Genomic DNA, 14,326 nt, shown 5'->3' on the forward strand with positions numbered 1-14,326 from the left:
GAGATAAGTGCTGAAAGCATCTAAGCACGAAACTTGCCCCGAGATGAGTTCTCCCTGAGACTTAGAGTCTCCTGAAGGAACGTTGAAGACGACGACGTTGATAGGCCGGGTGTGTAAGCGCAGCGATGCGTTGAGCTAACCGGTACTAATGAACCGTGAGGCTTAACCTTACAACGCCGAAGATGTTTTGGCGGTTGAGAAGACGAACGATTTTCAGCACTGATTCCGGATTTTCGGGAACGAAAGATTTTACGCTGAGGCAAGGCGGCAAATGAAGGAAAGGAAGGAGCATACTGAAGTATGTGACTGACTTTGCGAATGCAGCCAACGCAGCATCGGTGTAAAAGATTCGTTTCCGGCAACAGAATTTGCCTGGCGGCACTAGCGCGGTGGTCCCACCTGACCCCATGCCGAACTCAGAAGTGAAACGCCGTAGCGCCGATGGTAGTGTGGGGTCTCCCCATGCGAGAGTAGGGAACTGCCAGGCATCAAATTAAGCAGTAAGCCGGTCATAAACCGGTGGTTGTAAAAGAATTCGGTGGAGCGGTAGTTCAGTTGGTTAGAATACCTGCCTGTCACGCAGGGGGTCGCGGGTTCGAGTCCCGTCCGTTCCGCCACTTATTAAGAGCCCTGAGCATTAGCTCAGGGCTTTTTCTTTGCCTGCGATTTAATTATTGCTCAATTCGCAAAAATCCTCTGCATTTCTCGCTCTTTTTCTACAAAGCGCTGAAGGTCATAATCCCCTCAGTTAACGAACATAGTGATTAAAAAGAGGAATTCTATGACTATCCCTGCATTCGGTTTAGGTACTTTTCGCCTGAAAGACGACGTGGTTATCGCTTCTGTTAAAACGGCGCTTGAACTGGGCTACCGTGCTGTCGACACTGCGCAAATCTATGATAATGAAGCGGCTGTTGGACAGGCGATTGCTGAGAGCGGCGTACCGCGTAATGAGCTGTACATCACCACCAAGATCTGGATTGAAAACCTTAGCAAAGACAAGCTAATCCCAAGCCTGAAAGAGAGCCTGAAAAAACTGCGTACCGATTATGTCGATCTGACGCTGATCCACTGGCCATCTCCGGGTGATGCCGTGTCTGTCGAAGAATTTATGCAGGCATTGCTGGAAGCTAAAAAACAAGGGCTGACTCGCGAAATTGGCATTTCAAACTTCACCATTCCGTTGATGGAAAAGGCTATTGCCGCGGTGGGCGCAGACCATATCGCCACCAACCAGATTGAGCTATCTCCGTATCTGCAAAACCGCAAAGTCGTTGATTGGGCTACCGAGCATGGTATCCACATCACCTCTTATATGACGCTGGCATACGGTAAGGCGCTGAAAGATGAAGTGATTGCGCGCATTGCGGCTAAACATAATGCGACCCCGGCGCAGATTATTCTGGCATGGGCAATGGGTGAAGGTTACTCCGTGATCCCTTCATCCACCAGGCGTGAAAACCTGGCAAGCAACCTGCTGGCGCAGGACCTGCATCTGGATGCCGAAGATAGAGCAGCGATCGCGGCACTGGATTGCAACGACCGCCTGGTTAGTCCGGAAGGTCTGGCCCCTGCCTGGGATTAATTGCCTGACCCTTTGTACCCTTTAACCCTCTTTCACAGCTCCTTCGGGAGCTGTTTTTATATGTTCACTTAAGAAGTCGATAAATGCCCGGATCCGTGTACTGACGGCACGATCGCTGTAGTAAACGGCGCTGAAAGGCATTTCTACCGGCAGACGTTTATCGGCCAGCAGTTCCACCAGTTCTCCCCGCGCGATCTCTTTATCAATCATATAATCTGAAAGACATGCAATGCCGTTACCGCTCAGGCAAAGTTGTTTTAACGTTTCCCCGCTGTTGGAAGAAATCCCACATTCGATCTCATGGAGCTGCCCATCGCTACAGGCTATTGGCCAGGTATTGAGCGAGATGGGTTCAGAAAACCCCAGGCACAGATGCCGTTTTAACTCTTCAACGCTCTCAGGCTTGCCAAAGCGGGCAATATAGTCAGGTGAAGCGATAATCTTGCGATAACTGGTAAATAACGGACGCGCGCGCAGACTTGAATCTGTCAACGTGCCTGCGCGTATCGCAACATCCACTTTTCGTTCAATAAGATTGATGAACGTTTCTGAGGAGACAAGAGACAACGTTATTTCCGGATATCGTTCACGAAAAGGTTTAATCAGCGGCATCAGGAAATGCAGCATTACCGGCGTTGCCGCATCGATACGCAGTAAGCCGCGCGGGGTATTACGCGACTCCATGATTTCCGTTTCTGCGGCGGCCATTTCTTGCAGTATCTGCTGCACGCGCCTGAAGTATCGCTCTCCTTCTTCAGTCAGGCTCAGCTGTCGGGTCGTACGATTAAGCAGACTGACGCCGAGCTTCATCTCCAGCTTTTTAACTGCCCGGCTGACAGCGGAATTGGCCTGTCCAAGCTGCTCTGCCGCCCGGCTGAAGCTGCCGCTTTCCACGACAGCGACAAAAATTGCGAGTTCTTCGGAGGTGGCTTTCATTTTTGCTCCTGCAGCAAAATTAAATTGATATTTTGGCTATTTTTGTCATTAAAACATCCAGGCATACTGCGTGTCATCTGATTACTGCTGTTATGGAGTTATGTATGCCTCTCGCTTTATTTGCACTGACAATAAGTGCTTTCGCTATCGGTACGACTGAGTTTGTGATTGTCGGCCTGGTGCCGACCATTGCTCAACAACTGGCTATCTCGTTACCTTCCGCCGGAATGCTGGTTTCAATCTATGCGCTGGGTGTGGCTATTGGCGCGCCGGTGCTAACCGCGCTGACCGGACGCCTGCCGCGTAAACAGTTACTGGTCGCGCTGATGGTCTTGTTTACGGCGGGGAATTTGCTGGCATGGCAGGCACCGGGCTATATGACATTAATCGTCGCCCGTCTGCTGACGGGCCTGGCGCACGGCGTGTTCTTCTCGATTGGATCTACCATCGCGACAAGTCTGGTGCCAAAAGAGAAAGCGGCTTCTGCTATCGCTATTATGTTTGGTGGTTTAACGGTAGCTCTGGTTACGGGCGTGCCGCTGGGGACATTTATCGGTCAGCATTTTGGCTGGCGTGAGACCTTCCTTGCGGTATCACTGTTAGGGGTGATTGCGCTGATAAGTAGTCAACTGTTGATCCCGGCCAATATTCCCGGTCGGGCGGCCGCCAGCATTCGTGACCAGGTGAAAGTACTGACTCATCCTCGTCTGTTGCTGATTTACGCCGTTACGGCGCTGGGCTACGGCGGGGTATTCACGGCATTCACCTTCCTGGCGCCGATGATGCAGGATCTGGCGGGATTCTCCCCGGCAGCGGTAAGCTGGATCCTACTGGGTTATGGCGTATCTGTGGCTATCGGCAATATCTGGGGCGGTAAACTGGCGGATAAGCATGGTGCCGTGCCGGCGCTGAAATTCATTTTCGCCGCGCTGTTTGTTCTGCTGATGGTTTTCCAGGTGACGGCCTCCACGCAGTATGCCGCGCTGGCTACCATTCTGTTGATGGGGGTCTTTGCCTTCGGTAACGTACCGGGGTTACAGGTCTATGTGGTACAGAAAGCGGAACAATTTACGCCCAATGCGGTAGATGTGGCGTCAGGTCTGAACATTGCGGCGTTTAACATTGGTATTGCGCTGGGTTCCGTGATTGGCGGACAAACGGTGGCGCATTACGGTTTGGCGCAGACGCCGTGGATTGGCGCCCTCATTGTTCTGGTGGCTTTCCTGCTGATGGGGGTCAGCGGACGTCTTGATAAACCTGTACGCATTGCTCTGGAGTAAATTATTGATGTAAGCGCCTACTTACAAAACAAACTGCAATTGTTCGTTGAAAGTGAGTGCTAAAATCCCTATAACAGAAGAACCAGTCCGGTTGAGGACTGGTTGACGTTACAGAGGTTTGAAAGTCAAAAGTGCGAAAAAACACCTATGCGATGCGCTATGTTGCCGGACAGCCCGCCGAGCGGATTTTGCCGCCAGGGTCGTTTGCGAGTATTGGCCAGGCATTGCCCGCCGGGGAACCGCTAAGCAGTGAAGAGCGGATCCGTATCCTCGTGTGGAATATATTCAAGCAGCAGCGAGCCGAATGGTTATCGGTGCTGAAGAACTACGGCAAAGATGCGCATCTGGTCCTGTTGCAGGAGGCACAGACGACGCCTGAACTGGTACAGTTTGCCACCGCTAACTATCTTGCCGCCGACCAGGTTCCCGCTTTTGTATTACCTCAGCATCCGTCTGGCGTCATGACGCTGTCTGCCGCCCATCCTGTTTACTGCTGCCCTTTACGGGAAAGAGAACCAATTTTACGTTTGGCGAAATCAGCCCTGGTGACGGTATATCCCTTGCCGGATACCCGTTTATTAATGGTAGTAAATGTTCATGCGGTAAATTTTAGTCTGGGCGTGGACGTATACAGTAAGCAGTTACTTCCGATCGGCGACCAGATTGCGCACCATAGCGGCCCTGTCATTATGGCGGGTGATTTTAATGCCTGGAGCCGTCCACGTATGAATGCGTTGTACCGCTTTGCACGTGAGATGTCGCTGCGCCAGGTGCGTTTCACTGACGATCAGCGCCGTCGTGCGTTTGGACGACCGCTGGATTTTGTTTTTTATCGTGGGTTAAACGTGAATGAAGCCTCCGTACTGGTGACGCGCGCTTCCGATCACAATCCGCTACTCGTTGAATTCAGTCCCGGCAAACCTGAGCAATAAAGGTGCGTCAGGTCTGCCGTGGGGCAGGCCTCTGCGGGTGCTGCCCTCTATTTTTCTCATAACAGAAGGGCACTACCATGACAACGCATTCCCATCATGACAATGTTGAAAAGCAGTTTGGTTCACAGGCGAACGCCTATTTACATAGCGCCGTTCACGCAGCGGGTCGTGACTTAGCGCGGCTGGCGCAAAGGTTGTCTGATTTTTCCCACGCGAACGTACTGGATATGGGATGTGGGGCTGGACACGCGAGTTTTGTCGCTGCGCAACATGCCAACTCGGTCGTGGCATACGATTTATCCGCCAGCATGCTTGAGGTTGTCGCTGGAGCGGCGGAAGAAAGACATTTAAGTAATATTACTCTCCGGCAAGGCTATGCCGAAAAACTGCCCTTTGAAGATGCATCGTTTGAGGTGGTGATTAGCCGCTATTCCGCGCATCACTGGCACGACGTTGGTCAGGCATTGCGTGAGGTTAATCGTGTATTAAAGCCCGGTGGCGTGCTGATTATCATGGATGTCATGTCGCCTGGACATCCTGTACGCGATATCTGGCTGCAAACGGTGGAGGCGTTACGCGACACGTCGCATGTCCGTAACTATTCCAGTGGCGAATGGCTGGCGATGGTCAATAACGCGATGCTGGTAACGAATACCGTGATAACCGATCGTTTATCGCTGGAGTTTCGCTCATGGGTAACGCGGATGCGTACGCCAGCGCCGTTGGTTGAGGCGATTCGATTATATCAGGCGAGTGCCCCGGTAGAGGTGAAGCGTTATTTTGAGTTGCAGGATGACGGCTCGTTTAGCAGCGATACTATCATGCTGGAAGCGCATAAAGCGGTATAGCAATTTAAAAGGCGCCGGGGGAAGCGGCGCCTTTTGGCTTTTTCGTCGGACAATATCAGGAGTCTGGCGTGCTATTGTCCTTCACAAACAACGTAAGCTGATCACCCGGTTGTAGATTGTCCGTATCATGGTTCCAGCGCATTACATCTTTGATATTCACCCCGTGACGTCTGGCGATACTGGAAAGCGAATCGCCTTTACGGACACGATAGGTAATGCTATCGCTATTGTTTGCCAGTCGTTGTGCGCTGCTGCCAGCGCCCACGGTCAGGCTTTGCCCGATTTTCAGGCGCGAACCACGCAGGTTGTTCCACTGCTGCAAGTCCTTCGTGCTTACGCCAAGCCGCGAAGCAATACCGGAAAGCGTATCGCCAGAGCGCACCTTATAGCTACGGCTATTCAACGGCGTATTGTCGGCGATCAGTTGGGACTGAACGGCGTCAATCTCACCGGAAGCCAGCGACTCACGCAACTGCTCGGCATGCTTTTTGGGCACCATAACATATTGCGGGCCGCTTACGCCTAAGGTAGAGCCTTTTACACCGGCATTAAACGTCTTCAGCTTGCTGATAGACATACCCGCCATATCCGCAACCTGGGCCATTTCAACTGGACTGTTTAAACGAACTCGTGCCAGCGCTCGGCTTTCATCTGTTGTTGGCAGACGTACGCCGTAGCGTTTGCTGTTTTTGAGAATTTCACTCAATGCCAGCATCTTAGGTACGTAGAGTTTCGTTTCTCTGGGCAAAGAAAGCGACCAGTAATCCGTCGGTTTTCCACGCGCTTTGTTTGCTTTAATTGCCCGCATAACACGGCCTTCGCCGCTGTTATACGCTGCAACGGTTAACAGCCAGTCGCCGTCAAACATTTTGTTCAGACGCTGCATCATGTCTAACGCGGCGGTCGTAGAGGCTACAACATCGCGACGCGCGTCATAATTACGGGTCTGCTTTAAACCATAATTGCGCCCTGTGCTCGGTATGATCTGCCAGATGCCTGCGGCATTGGCGCCAGACGTTGCGTGAGGATCAAAAGCGCTCTCCACTATGGGTAGTAGTACCAGCTCCATAGGCATGTTACGTTTCTTAACCTGCCCCGCTATCCAGTACATATACGGCTCTGCCCGTAAAGTTACATCGTGGAGATAGCTCTTATTGCGTAAATACTTCTGTTTCTGTTCGCGAATCCGGCTGTTTTCCGGAATTCCCATCTTTAGCTCGTCGCCAATGAAAGCCCACAAGTCCTGATCTGGCGCGATAGACGTTCCGTCGTCCATCCATCGTGCCTGACTCGTAAACTTTCCTGCTTCCCCTTGACCAGCTGCAGAAAGGCTCTGTGCGTGCTGTTGGACGTTGCCAGTGTTCTGAGACGTCTGGCACCCCACAAGCAGGACAGAGGCGAGTAATATCGCTTTTGCCTTCATGTGTGTGTCAATAGTTGCTTAAAAGACGACCGATCATAACGGCGAAGTTAGCGAATGACAAGTAAGAATTATCAGAACGTGTCTTTCTTTGACCTTAACCATGCAAAACGCGCTTCTGGTTGTTGCAATATTGTTTCTTTGTTGATTTCGTTAATTAAATCAATATCTTCAGTTCTTAAAAAAAGATTAATCTTACGCTCATTTTTAAGAATAACGGGTAATGTCATTTGTTTTTTTACACGTAACTCTTTAACTTTACGATAATATTCATTTATGAGCGAATCGTGCGGAAGTATGCTCAATGCGAACTTAATGTTAGCTAAAGTGTATTCGTGAGCGCAGCAAATGAGTGTGTCGTCAGGCAGAGAGTTAATTTTCATAAGTGACTGATACATCTGTGATGGCGTGCCTTCAAACAATCTACCACAGCCGCCAGAGAACAGCGTGTCGCCGCAGAATAAGTAAGGATGGCTAAAGTAACAGACGTGTCCTAACGTGTGGCCCGGCGTGGCAAAAAGAGTAAATTTCTCGCCTAAAACGCGAATAGTATCGCCATCGCCAACAAGATGGGTTGCTCCCTTGTCTTGCGTTTCCGCCGGTCCATAAACCGTCATTTGCGGGAAGTGTTGCAACAGCTCTTTGACTCCGCCAACATGGTCGTGATGGTGATGCGTCAGAAAAATCGCCTCCGGCATCCACTTATGTTCAGCAATGGCCTTTAAGACGGGGGCCGCTTCGCCGGGATCAACAATCACACAGCGGCCTTCATCATTGGTCAGCACCCAGATGTAATTGTCCTGAAACGCGGGAATACTGTTAAGATTCATATATTACCTCTCAAATAATTAGCGGAAGGTTGCGATGAAACCGGCAAGGCTCTCTCAAACTGTCGTTGCGCCCGGATGTTGGGGTGAGTTGCCCTGGGGCAATTACTACCGTGAGGCGCTGGAACAGCAGCTCAATCCGTGGTTTGCAAAAATGTATGGTTTCCATTTGCTTAAAATCGGTAATTTAAGCGCAGAAATCAATTCCGAAGCGTGCGCGGTCTCCCATCAGGTGAATGTTTCATCGCAGGGGTCGCCGATGCAGGTTCTGGCCGATCCGCTACACCTTCCTTTTGCAGATAAATCCGTCGATGTTTGTCTGCTGGCGCATACTTTGCCGTGGTGTACCGACCCGCACCGTTTATTGCGGGAAGCCGACCGCGTATTGATTGATGACGGTTGGCTGGTCATCAGTGGATTTAACCCGCTGAGTTTGATGGGGTTACGTAAACTGGTACCCGTTTTACGTAAAACACCGCCCTATAATAGTCGGATGTTTACCCTTATGCGGCAACTGGACTGGCTGTCTTTACTCAATTTCGAAGTGCTACATTATAGCCGTTTTCATGTCTTACCCTGGAAAAAGCAGGGGGGGCGGCTTTTAAATACGCATATCCCGGCGCTGGGCTGTTTACAGCTCATTGTGGCCCGTAAGCGGACCATCCCGCTTACGCTTAATCCGCTGCGACATAATAAAAGTAAAACCCCTATCCGCCAGACCGTTGGCGCCACCCGGCAATATCGCAAACCGGATGGCTAAGCTTCCGCCTGGTAGCCACTATCTTCCTGCGTGGGATTCATTGCCGCGGCGCGCGCCAGTTCATCACAACGCTCGTTTTCGGGATGGCCTGCATGGCCTTTGACCCATACCCATTTGATCTGATGCTGGCCTAACGCAGCATCGAGACGTTTCCAGAGATCGACATTTTTTACGGGTTTCTTTTCCGCTGTTTTCCAGCCGCGTTTCTTCCAGTTATGAATCCATTGGGTAATTCCTTGCCGCACATATTGGCTGTCGGTGCTCAATGTCACTTCGCAATGTTCTTTTAACGCTTCAAGCGCGACGATCGCCGCCATCAGTTCCATACGGTTATTGGTGGTCAGCGTGTAACCTTCACTAAACGTTTTTTCATGACCGCGATAGCGTAAGATAGCGCCATAACCACCAGGCCCTGGATTCCCCAGGCAAGAGCCATCGGTGAAAATTTCTACCTGTTTAAGCATCTCTGGTAGACTTCCTGTAATTGAAATCGATAACAAAACGCAAGTCTGACATAAATGACCGATATGAGCACTGCAATTACACGACAGATTGTCCTCGATACCGAAACCACCGGTATGAACCAGATAGGCGCGCACTATGAAGGTCACAAGATTATTGAGATCGGTGCGGTTGAGGTGATAAACCGTCGTCTGACCGGTAATAACTTCCACGTTTACCTGAAGCCGGATCGGCTGGTGGATCCGGAAGCGTTTGGCGTACACGGCATCGCCGATGAGTTTCTGCTGGATAAGCCGGTTTTTGCTGATGTGGTCGATGAGTTTCTCGATTATATCCGCGGCGCGGAGCTGGTCATCCATAACGCATCGTTCGATATCGGCTTTATGGATTATGAGTTTGGTCTGCTTAAACGCGATATTCCTAAAACCAATACTTTCTGCAAAGTTACCGACAGCCTGGCGTTGGCGCGGAAAATGTTCCCCGGCAAGCGTAACAGCCTTGATGCGCTGTGTTCGCGTTATGAGATAGATAATAGCAAACGTACTTTGCACGGCGCATTGCTCGATGCCCAGATCCTTGCTGAAGTGTATCTGGCGATGACGGGCGGGCAAACGTCCATGACGTTTGCGATGGAAGGAGAGACGCAACGGCAGCAAGGTGAAGAGACCATTCAGCGAATCGTTCGCCAGGCCAGCCGGTTACGGGTCGTTTTCGCCTCTGATGAAGAGCTGGCTGCGCATGAATCGCGGCTTGATCTGGTGCAGAAAAAGGGCGGAAGTTGCCTTTGGCGGGCGTAATTTATTCCTTTTTAGGCTATAAAAATCATCCTTCGGGCGATTTTTGCAGCAACTGATTCAAAAGGTGAGAAAAAGCGTTGACGGGCGACACCGCAAACCGTAATATTCGCCTCGTTCCCAGCGGGAACATAACGGAGCGGTAGTTCAGTTGGTTAGAATACCTGCCTGTCACGCAGGGGGTCGCGGGTTCGAGTCCCGTCCGTTCCGCCAGATACAAATCTCAGGGTGTTTTTATACATCCTGTGAAGTAAAAAAACCGTATCACTGTAAAAGGGATACGGTTTTTTTTCGTCTTCAAGAAGTTCCTCCGTCTATCGTGGAATCTGACGCAAATGGGCCTACGCCTGGATGACGAACAGGATATTACCGCCACTTCTTTCACTGCCATGGTTATTTTGTCCCACTGACATTTAAGGCGCGGCCTCATGGCGGTGCTTAACCGGGATCGGGACATGTTCAACGCAGAAGCAGACTGCGTAATGTTGATGTCACTCAGATAATCACGGACAACCGCCAGACATGCGTATCATCATTCCAGGGCATCCCACTTCTCCAGTAACTCCACCGGGATCTCATTGATCACCTCCGAGAACCGTTTTCCCACCAGTCTTTCAGCCTGGCGTAACAGTGGGATGGTCGGGCTGCTGGGTTCACTGCTCTCAAACCAGCGACGAATGCACCGCAGGCGTTCCAGCGCATCATTACGATCGCGAATTGGCCCCGGTTCAGCATTGTGTGGGAGGGATATATCGGGGGGCGCGTTGACAGGCGGCACATCCTCTGCCCGTGCCGGAACGGCATTATCCATAACCGTGCCTGCGGGGGCTGGCGCTGGCGACGGAGGGATTTCCGGCGTGGTTGTCTGTACCACGTCAGGCAGCAGCGCCAACAACTGCCGCAGGCGTGAAAAATCTGGAGCCAGATCGCCTAATGTCTCACGCGCCCACACTTGCAGGCGTTCTGCGCTTTCTTGCGCTTCGCGAAACGCCGCCAGCGGTAATGCCCCACGGGCTTCGAGGTCGGCCAGTTGCTGGCGGACGGATTCGGGAGCCAGCGCATCAGCCGGGCGGGGAGCGGATAACGCGCGCTCGACATCCCGTACCTGCAGGCGCAGGGCGGCACTGTTTGACAGCGTAATACCGCGAATGTCTGCCATCACGCCTTCGTGATCCAGCAGCGCCGCCAGGGCATTACTGCGCGCCAGCGCCGCATCTTCAATAGACTCTGCGGATGCGCCTTCGCCGGTAAGCAGCTGCGGATGGAGTGCATCAGACCAGATTACGCTCAGTTCTGCCAGTTGCGTGAGCATTTCCGCCAGTCCCTGTGCGCCAGCCTGCTGGATGCGACTGCGCAGCAGCAGGATCAACACCCGGATATCCTTACTGCGCGTGAGCAGACGGCGCGCATCACGCTCAATTTCCGGCCAGTTCACGGCTTCCGGCGTACTGACAAAATCACCATATTGCGCCTCCGCCTGGGGGGCGGCGCGGCTGAACAGCAGCAGGTACTCCGGATCGTACTCCGGATCGGGGCCGCAGGGTTGTTCCGCGCTTACTGGTTTAGTCAGGCACATATCCATATCATTACTCTCAGTGGGTTAAGCCGTGTTCAGGTTCAAAAATCATGCCGGTCACCGGACGGTCATGCATCGCTTTACCTGCCCAGGCCGTCCAGCCAAGCCGCTGCGCGCCGCCGATCACCGCAGGCGGTGCGGCATGGGGCTTCAACTGCAGCTCAATTTCCCAGCAATATTCAAAACCGATGAACGTACGCACCAGTTCTGTCAGCACGGGCAGATTGTTGCCGCCGGGCAGAAAACGCAGGTAATCCTCCAGCGTGAGCGGGCCGATAATTAGCCGGAATTTGTACTGCATATCCGGTACGGCCTGGCCGATAAGCGCCCCGTTGCCCAGCACCGAGGACTGCGCGGGCGTGCCCAGATGGGTGATTTCATCGTCCGCCACCGTTATCCAGTGCAGGGCGAACTCTTTTACCGCAAAAGGCACGCTGAAATAGTGCGCCAGCGTGGCGGCCAGCCCGTCAGGATTGCGCGATTCGCGTACCAGATGGGCGGAGGCCGCCAGGCGAACATGATCTGACAGCGGGCTTTCGGCGCTTTCCCGTAGATCCTGCCCGCTGAGACTGGCGATATAAAACGCAAAACGGTCGTGTTCCGGTTTGTCCAGCCCGCCACCAGCGGACTGGGCGCTGCGCCATGCCTGCCAGAACTGCGTCAGCCAGCGGTGGTGAAAAATATTGGAAAAATGAACCAGCGTCGGATCGTGACGGCTCTCTGAGCGGTTCAGTGCCAGCTCGGTATAGTGCAGAGGCAACGGGCCGTTTGGCCCCCATAGTCCGAGGCTGTACAGGCTCAGGTGCAGGCGTCCATCCTGCCAGCTGACCTGGGCGATTTCCCGTGGCGCAAAGGTCATCGTCGGCGTCTGTCCCAGACGGAATTTTTCCATCCGTGGCTGCCAGATACTGCCTGCCGGAGTATCACAGAGCTGGGCATCCACGCGCCGCATCAGGTTCAGGAATCCGTAACGCCAGGGGGTTTTCTGCGCCTGGTCGAGAGCGCCGGTCATACGCTCCCCCGTTGCCCGGTTCTGACCGGCCAGGTCATGACATGCCCGCGTTGCATCGAGTGCAGCGTCATCTGCGAGAAGGTATTAATGGAAACATGGCGGGCAATATAGTGTTCCAGCACCAGACCGAACAGGTAAGGACTGATACCGGAAAACCCTTCTTCGTCCACGGTCAGTTCGCAACTGACGCCCCGGCCATAGACCAACAGGCCGGAGCCGGGCAGGCGGCGGGTCACCGGGGTGGTTTTGCAGCCAATCAGGCTGCGCACCTGGCGCGACTGCGGGCTGTCGTGAGCCGGAATAAACAGATTCAGCAGATCGCGCAGCGCCTGGCCGCCGGTGCGGTGATCCAGATCGGCCAGCGGCAGATAATTAAACGACAACTGCCGGATCAGCCGCCAGGCCATTTCGCGTTCAGCCAGCGGCGGCTGCGGCGGGCGCGGCGGTCTGATAAGACCCACGCCCGCCACCGGAATCGCCGCATCTACGGTCAGATCATCCCGGCCATTACGTGGAATAAGGCAGGGCAGATCGCGGTTAGTCACCATTGCCGTGACGGTGATATGGCGCAGATTTTCCGGGTAGGGCGCTTCATGCTGATCAACCAGCGACAGGAAGACTTCCGAGCCGGTATAGGGGGTTCGGGTGCCATAGCGGCGGGCGTTTTCTGACGAGCGGCGCGGCTCACGACGCAGTGAAAAATAACGCCCGTGGTTGCCTTCGTCATTATTACGGGTGTGATACAGCGGACGAAAAATCATCTTCCGTGTGGTTTCCGCTTCCAGGCCTTCGACTTCCTGAACAGAAAACACCTCGTAATCCAGCGGACGGGTACGATCTACCACCAGATGCTGTTCCGTCACGCTGTGAGTGACTTCAATCCGGGTGGTAGTGCGAGGAAACAGGTTGATCACAGGCGTACAGAACAGGCTGAACTGTGCAGCGTCCGTCTGATGAATCAGCCAGTCCGGCGGCAGGCGGTTAAGCAGTATGACAATTTCCGCCACATTGCCCTGCACCTTTTGTAGACCGGCAGACAATCCGGTCGGGGTGAAGAAGTAAAACCGTTCCGGACAGGCGAAAAATTCATGCAGCAGATTATGGCCGTGAAACACGTTCCAGGCGAGCGGCAGCAGCCCCTGCCCTGGCTCCAGCCCTTCGTGCGCCACCGGGTGTTGAAGATTCACATTCAGTTCGCCGTCAAAGTGACCGGGTTCTCCGGCCAGTGTGGCGACGGCGCTGGTATGCAGCAGCTCAAACAGGTGTGACGCAATGCGTTCTTCGCCGCAGAGGTAAAAGGGCAGCCGTGCCGGACCGGCCAGCTCGCTGAAAGTCAGTTCCCCGAAGGTTCGCAGGGTGATGCGCAATGCCCCGGCGACATGAATATTAGGCGGCAGATAGCGGTGCAGGGCGGGCATATCCGGCGGCGCGGCGGTCAGGCGTACCTCCTCAATGGACAGCGGCCACAGCGTGACGTCCTGGCTGCTGCGAAACTGGCAGGCGGTATTTTCGCCTTCCGGGATGGGGGAAATGAACGCGGTATCGCGCGGCACGGTGACCCCTTTCGCCAGGTCGCCTTCCTGCGTATCGGGATACAGCTTTACCACTGCCATCGATGGCGTGGGGGTGACGTAATTGGGGCTGACGACTTCCAGTAACCGCTGTGTGAAGCGGGGAAACTCGGCGTCAATTTTTAGCTGAGTACGGGCGCTCAGAAAGCTGAATGCCTCGATCATGCGTTCCACATACGGGTCGGCAATATCGGTTCCCTGCATCCCCAGCCGGGCGGCAATTTTGGGATGGAGGGTGGCGAACTCAGCACCGGTCTCCCGCAGGTAGCTCAGTTCGCGGTTGTAATACTCCAGTAGCCGTGGATCCATGAATAATGCCCTGT

13 protein-coding genes, 2 tRNA genes and 2 rRNA genes are annotated in these 14,326 nt (G+C 53.5%); 10 read left to right on the forward strand and 7 right to left on the reverse strand.

Going from position 1 to position 14,326, the window contains the following annotated elements; translation table 11 throughout:
* The 4 genes from ACLD3P_RS02520 to dkgB form a co-directional block, all read left to right on the forward strand.
* A 23S ribosomal RNA gene (locus ACLD3P_RS02520) occupies nt 1-170 on the forward strand; the annotation flags it as partial.
* A gap of 201 nt (nt 171-371) precedes the next feature.
* Nucleotides 372-487: ribosomal RNA gene (gene rrf / locus ACLD3P_RS02525) — 5S ribosomal RNA — on the forward strand.
* A gap of 53 nt (nt 488-540) precedes the next feature.
* Nucleotides 541-617 (forward strand) — tRNA-Asp (locus tag ACLD3P_RS02530).
* Nucleotides 618-781: 164 nt separating this feature from the next.
* On the forward strand, nt 782-1,585 hold the full coding sequence (gene dkgB, locus ACLD3P_RS02535; protein WP_411006644.1) for a 2,5-didehydrogluconate reductase DkgB: 804 nt from the start codon (nt 782-784) through the stop codon (nt 1,583-1,585).
* A 21-nt stretch (nt 1,586-1,606) separates the two neighbouring features.
* Here dkgB and yafC read toward each other — a convergent pair whose 3' ends face one another.
* On the reverse strand, nt 1,607-2,521 hold the full coding sequence (gene yafC, locus ACLD3P_RS02540) for a DNA-binding transcriptional regulator YafC (protein WP_024797302.1): 915 nt from the start codon (nt 2,519-2,521) through the stop codon (nt 1,607-1,609).
* A gap of 104 nt (nt 2,522-2,625) precedes the next feature.
* On the opposite strand from yafC, the gene ACLD3P_RS02545 reads away from it, so the two are divergent.
* The 3 genes from ACLD3P_RS02545 to ACLD3P_RS02555 all read left to right on the forward strand — a co-directional run bounded on the left by ACLD3P_RS02545 (nt 2,626) and on the right by ACLD3P_RS02555 (nt 5,581).
* On the forward strand, nt 2,626-3,801 hold the full coding sequence (locus ACLD3P_RS02545; RefSeq protein ID WP_131046288.1) for an MFS transporter: 1,176 nt from the start codon (nt 2,626-2,628) through the stop codon (nt 3,799-3,801).
* Nucleotides 3,802-3,932: 131 nt separating this feature from the next.
* Nucleotides 3,933-4,733 (forward strand): endonuclease/exonuclease/phosphatase family protein, encoded by an 801-nt coding sequence (locus tag ACLD3P_RS02550; RefSeq protein ID WP_001230970.1) that lies wholly within the window; start codon nt 3,933-3,935, stop codon nt 4,731-4,733.
* A 77-nt stretch (nt 4,734-4,810) separates the two neighbouring features.
* On the forward strand, nt 4,811-5,581 hold the full coding sequence (locus ACLD3P_RS02555) for a class I SAM-dependent methyltransferase (RefSeq protein WP_000207219.1): 771 nt from the start codon (nt 4,811-4,813) through the stop codon (nt 5,579-5,581).
* A 55-nt stretch (nt 5,582-5,636) separates the two neighbouring features.
* On the opposite strand, the gene mltD is transcribed toward ACLD3P_RS02555, so the two are convergent.
* On the reverse strand, nt 5,637-7,004 hold the full coding sequence (gene mltD / locus ACLD3P_RS02560; RefSeq protein WP_131046286.1) for a murein transglycosylase D: 1,368 nt from the start codon (nt 7,002-7,004) through the stop codon (nt 5,637-5,639).
* 71 nt (nt 7,005-7,075) lie between these two features.
* A complete protein-coding gene (gene gloB / locus ACLD3P_RS02565) occupies nt 7,076-7,831 on the reverse strand; it encodes a hydroxyacylglutathione hydrolase (RefSeq protein WP_411006643.1) in 756 nt (251 codons plus the stop codon).
* A gap of 34 nt (nt 7,832-7,865) precedes the next feature.
* Between gloB and ACLD3P_RS02570 the strand changes: the two genes are divergently transcribed.
* Nucleotides 7,866-8,588 carry a class I SAM-dependent methyltransferase gene (locus tag ACLD3P_RS02570; protein WP_000801238.1) on the forward strand — a complete coding sequence of 241 codons (723 nt, stop codon included), beginning with the start codon at nt 7,866-7,868 and terminating at the stop codon, nt 8,586-8,588.
* Here the strand turns inward: ACLD3P_RS02570 and rnhA are convergent.
* A complete protein-coding gene (rnhA, locus tag ACLD3P_RS02575) occupies nt 8,585-9,052 on the reverse strand; it encodes a ribonuclease HI (RefSeq protein WP_000917872.1) in 468 nt (155 codons plus the stop codon). The two genes, ACLD3P_RS02570 and rnhA, sit on opposite strands and share 4 nt — an antisense overlap.
* A gap of 63 nt (nt 9,053-9,115) precedes the next feature.
* On the opposite strand from rnhA, the gene dnaQ reads away from it, so the two are divergent.
* Both dnaQ and ACLD3P_RS02585 read left to right on the forward strand, forming a co-directional pair.
* Complete coding sequence (dnaQ, locus tag ACLD3P_RS02580) at nt 9,116-9,847, forward strand: DNA polymerase III subunit epsilon (RefSeq protein ID WP_001562201.1); 732 nt, start codon at nt 9,116-9,118, stop codon at nt 9,845-9,847.
* A 133-nt stretch (nt 9,848-9,980) separates the two neighbouring features.
* Nucleotides 9,981-10,057 (forward strand) — tRNA-Asp (locus ACLD3P_RS02585).
* A gap of 319 nt (nt 10,058-10,376) precedes the next feature.
* On the opposite strand, the gene ACLD3P_RS02590 is transcribed toward ACLD3P_RS02585, so the two are convergent.
* From ACLD3P_RS02590 to tssF, 3 genes are read right to left on the reverse strand one after another with little or no spacing between them, the layout of a single operon-like run.
* A complete protein-coding gene (locus tag ACLD3P_RS02590; RefSeq protein ID WP_024797307.1) occupies nt 10,377-11,426 on the reverse strand; it encodes an ImpA family type VI secretion system protein in 1,050 nt (349 codons plus the stop codon).
* Between the two features lie 10 nt (nt 11,427-11,436).
* Nucleotides 11,437-12,432, reverse strand: a complete 996-nt coding sequence (gene tssG / locus ACLD3P_RS02595) for a type VI secretion system baseplate subunit TssG (protein WP_024797308.1) — start codon at nt 12,430-12,432, stop codon at nt 11,437-11,439.
* Nucleotides 12,429-14,312 (reverse strand): type VI secretion system baseplate subunit TssF, encoded by a 1,884-nt coding sequence (gene tssF / locus ACLD3P_RS02600; protein WP_076934792.1) that lies wholly within the window; start codon nt 14,310-14,312, stop codon nt 12,429-12,431. Before tssF ends, tssG begins: the two co-directional genes overlap by 4 nt.
* Between the last annotated feature and the right edge of the window lie 14 nt (nt 14,313-14,326).

Source organism: Salmonella sp. 741265073_HBA (assembly GCF_046569105.1).
Taxonomy (GTDB): domain Bacteria; phylum Pseudomonadota; class Gammaproteobacteria; order Enterobacterales; family Enterobacteriaceae; genus Salmonella; species Salmonella enterica.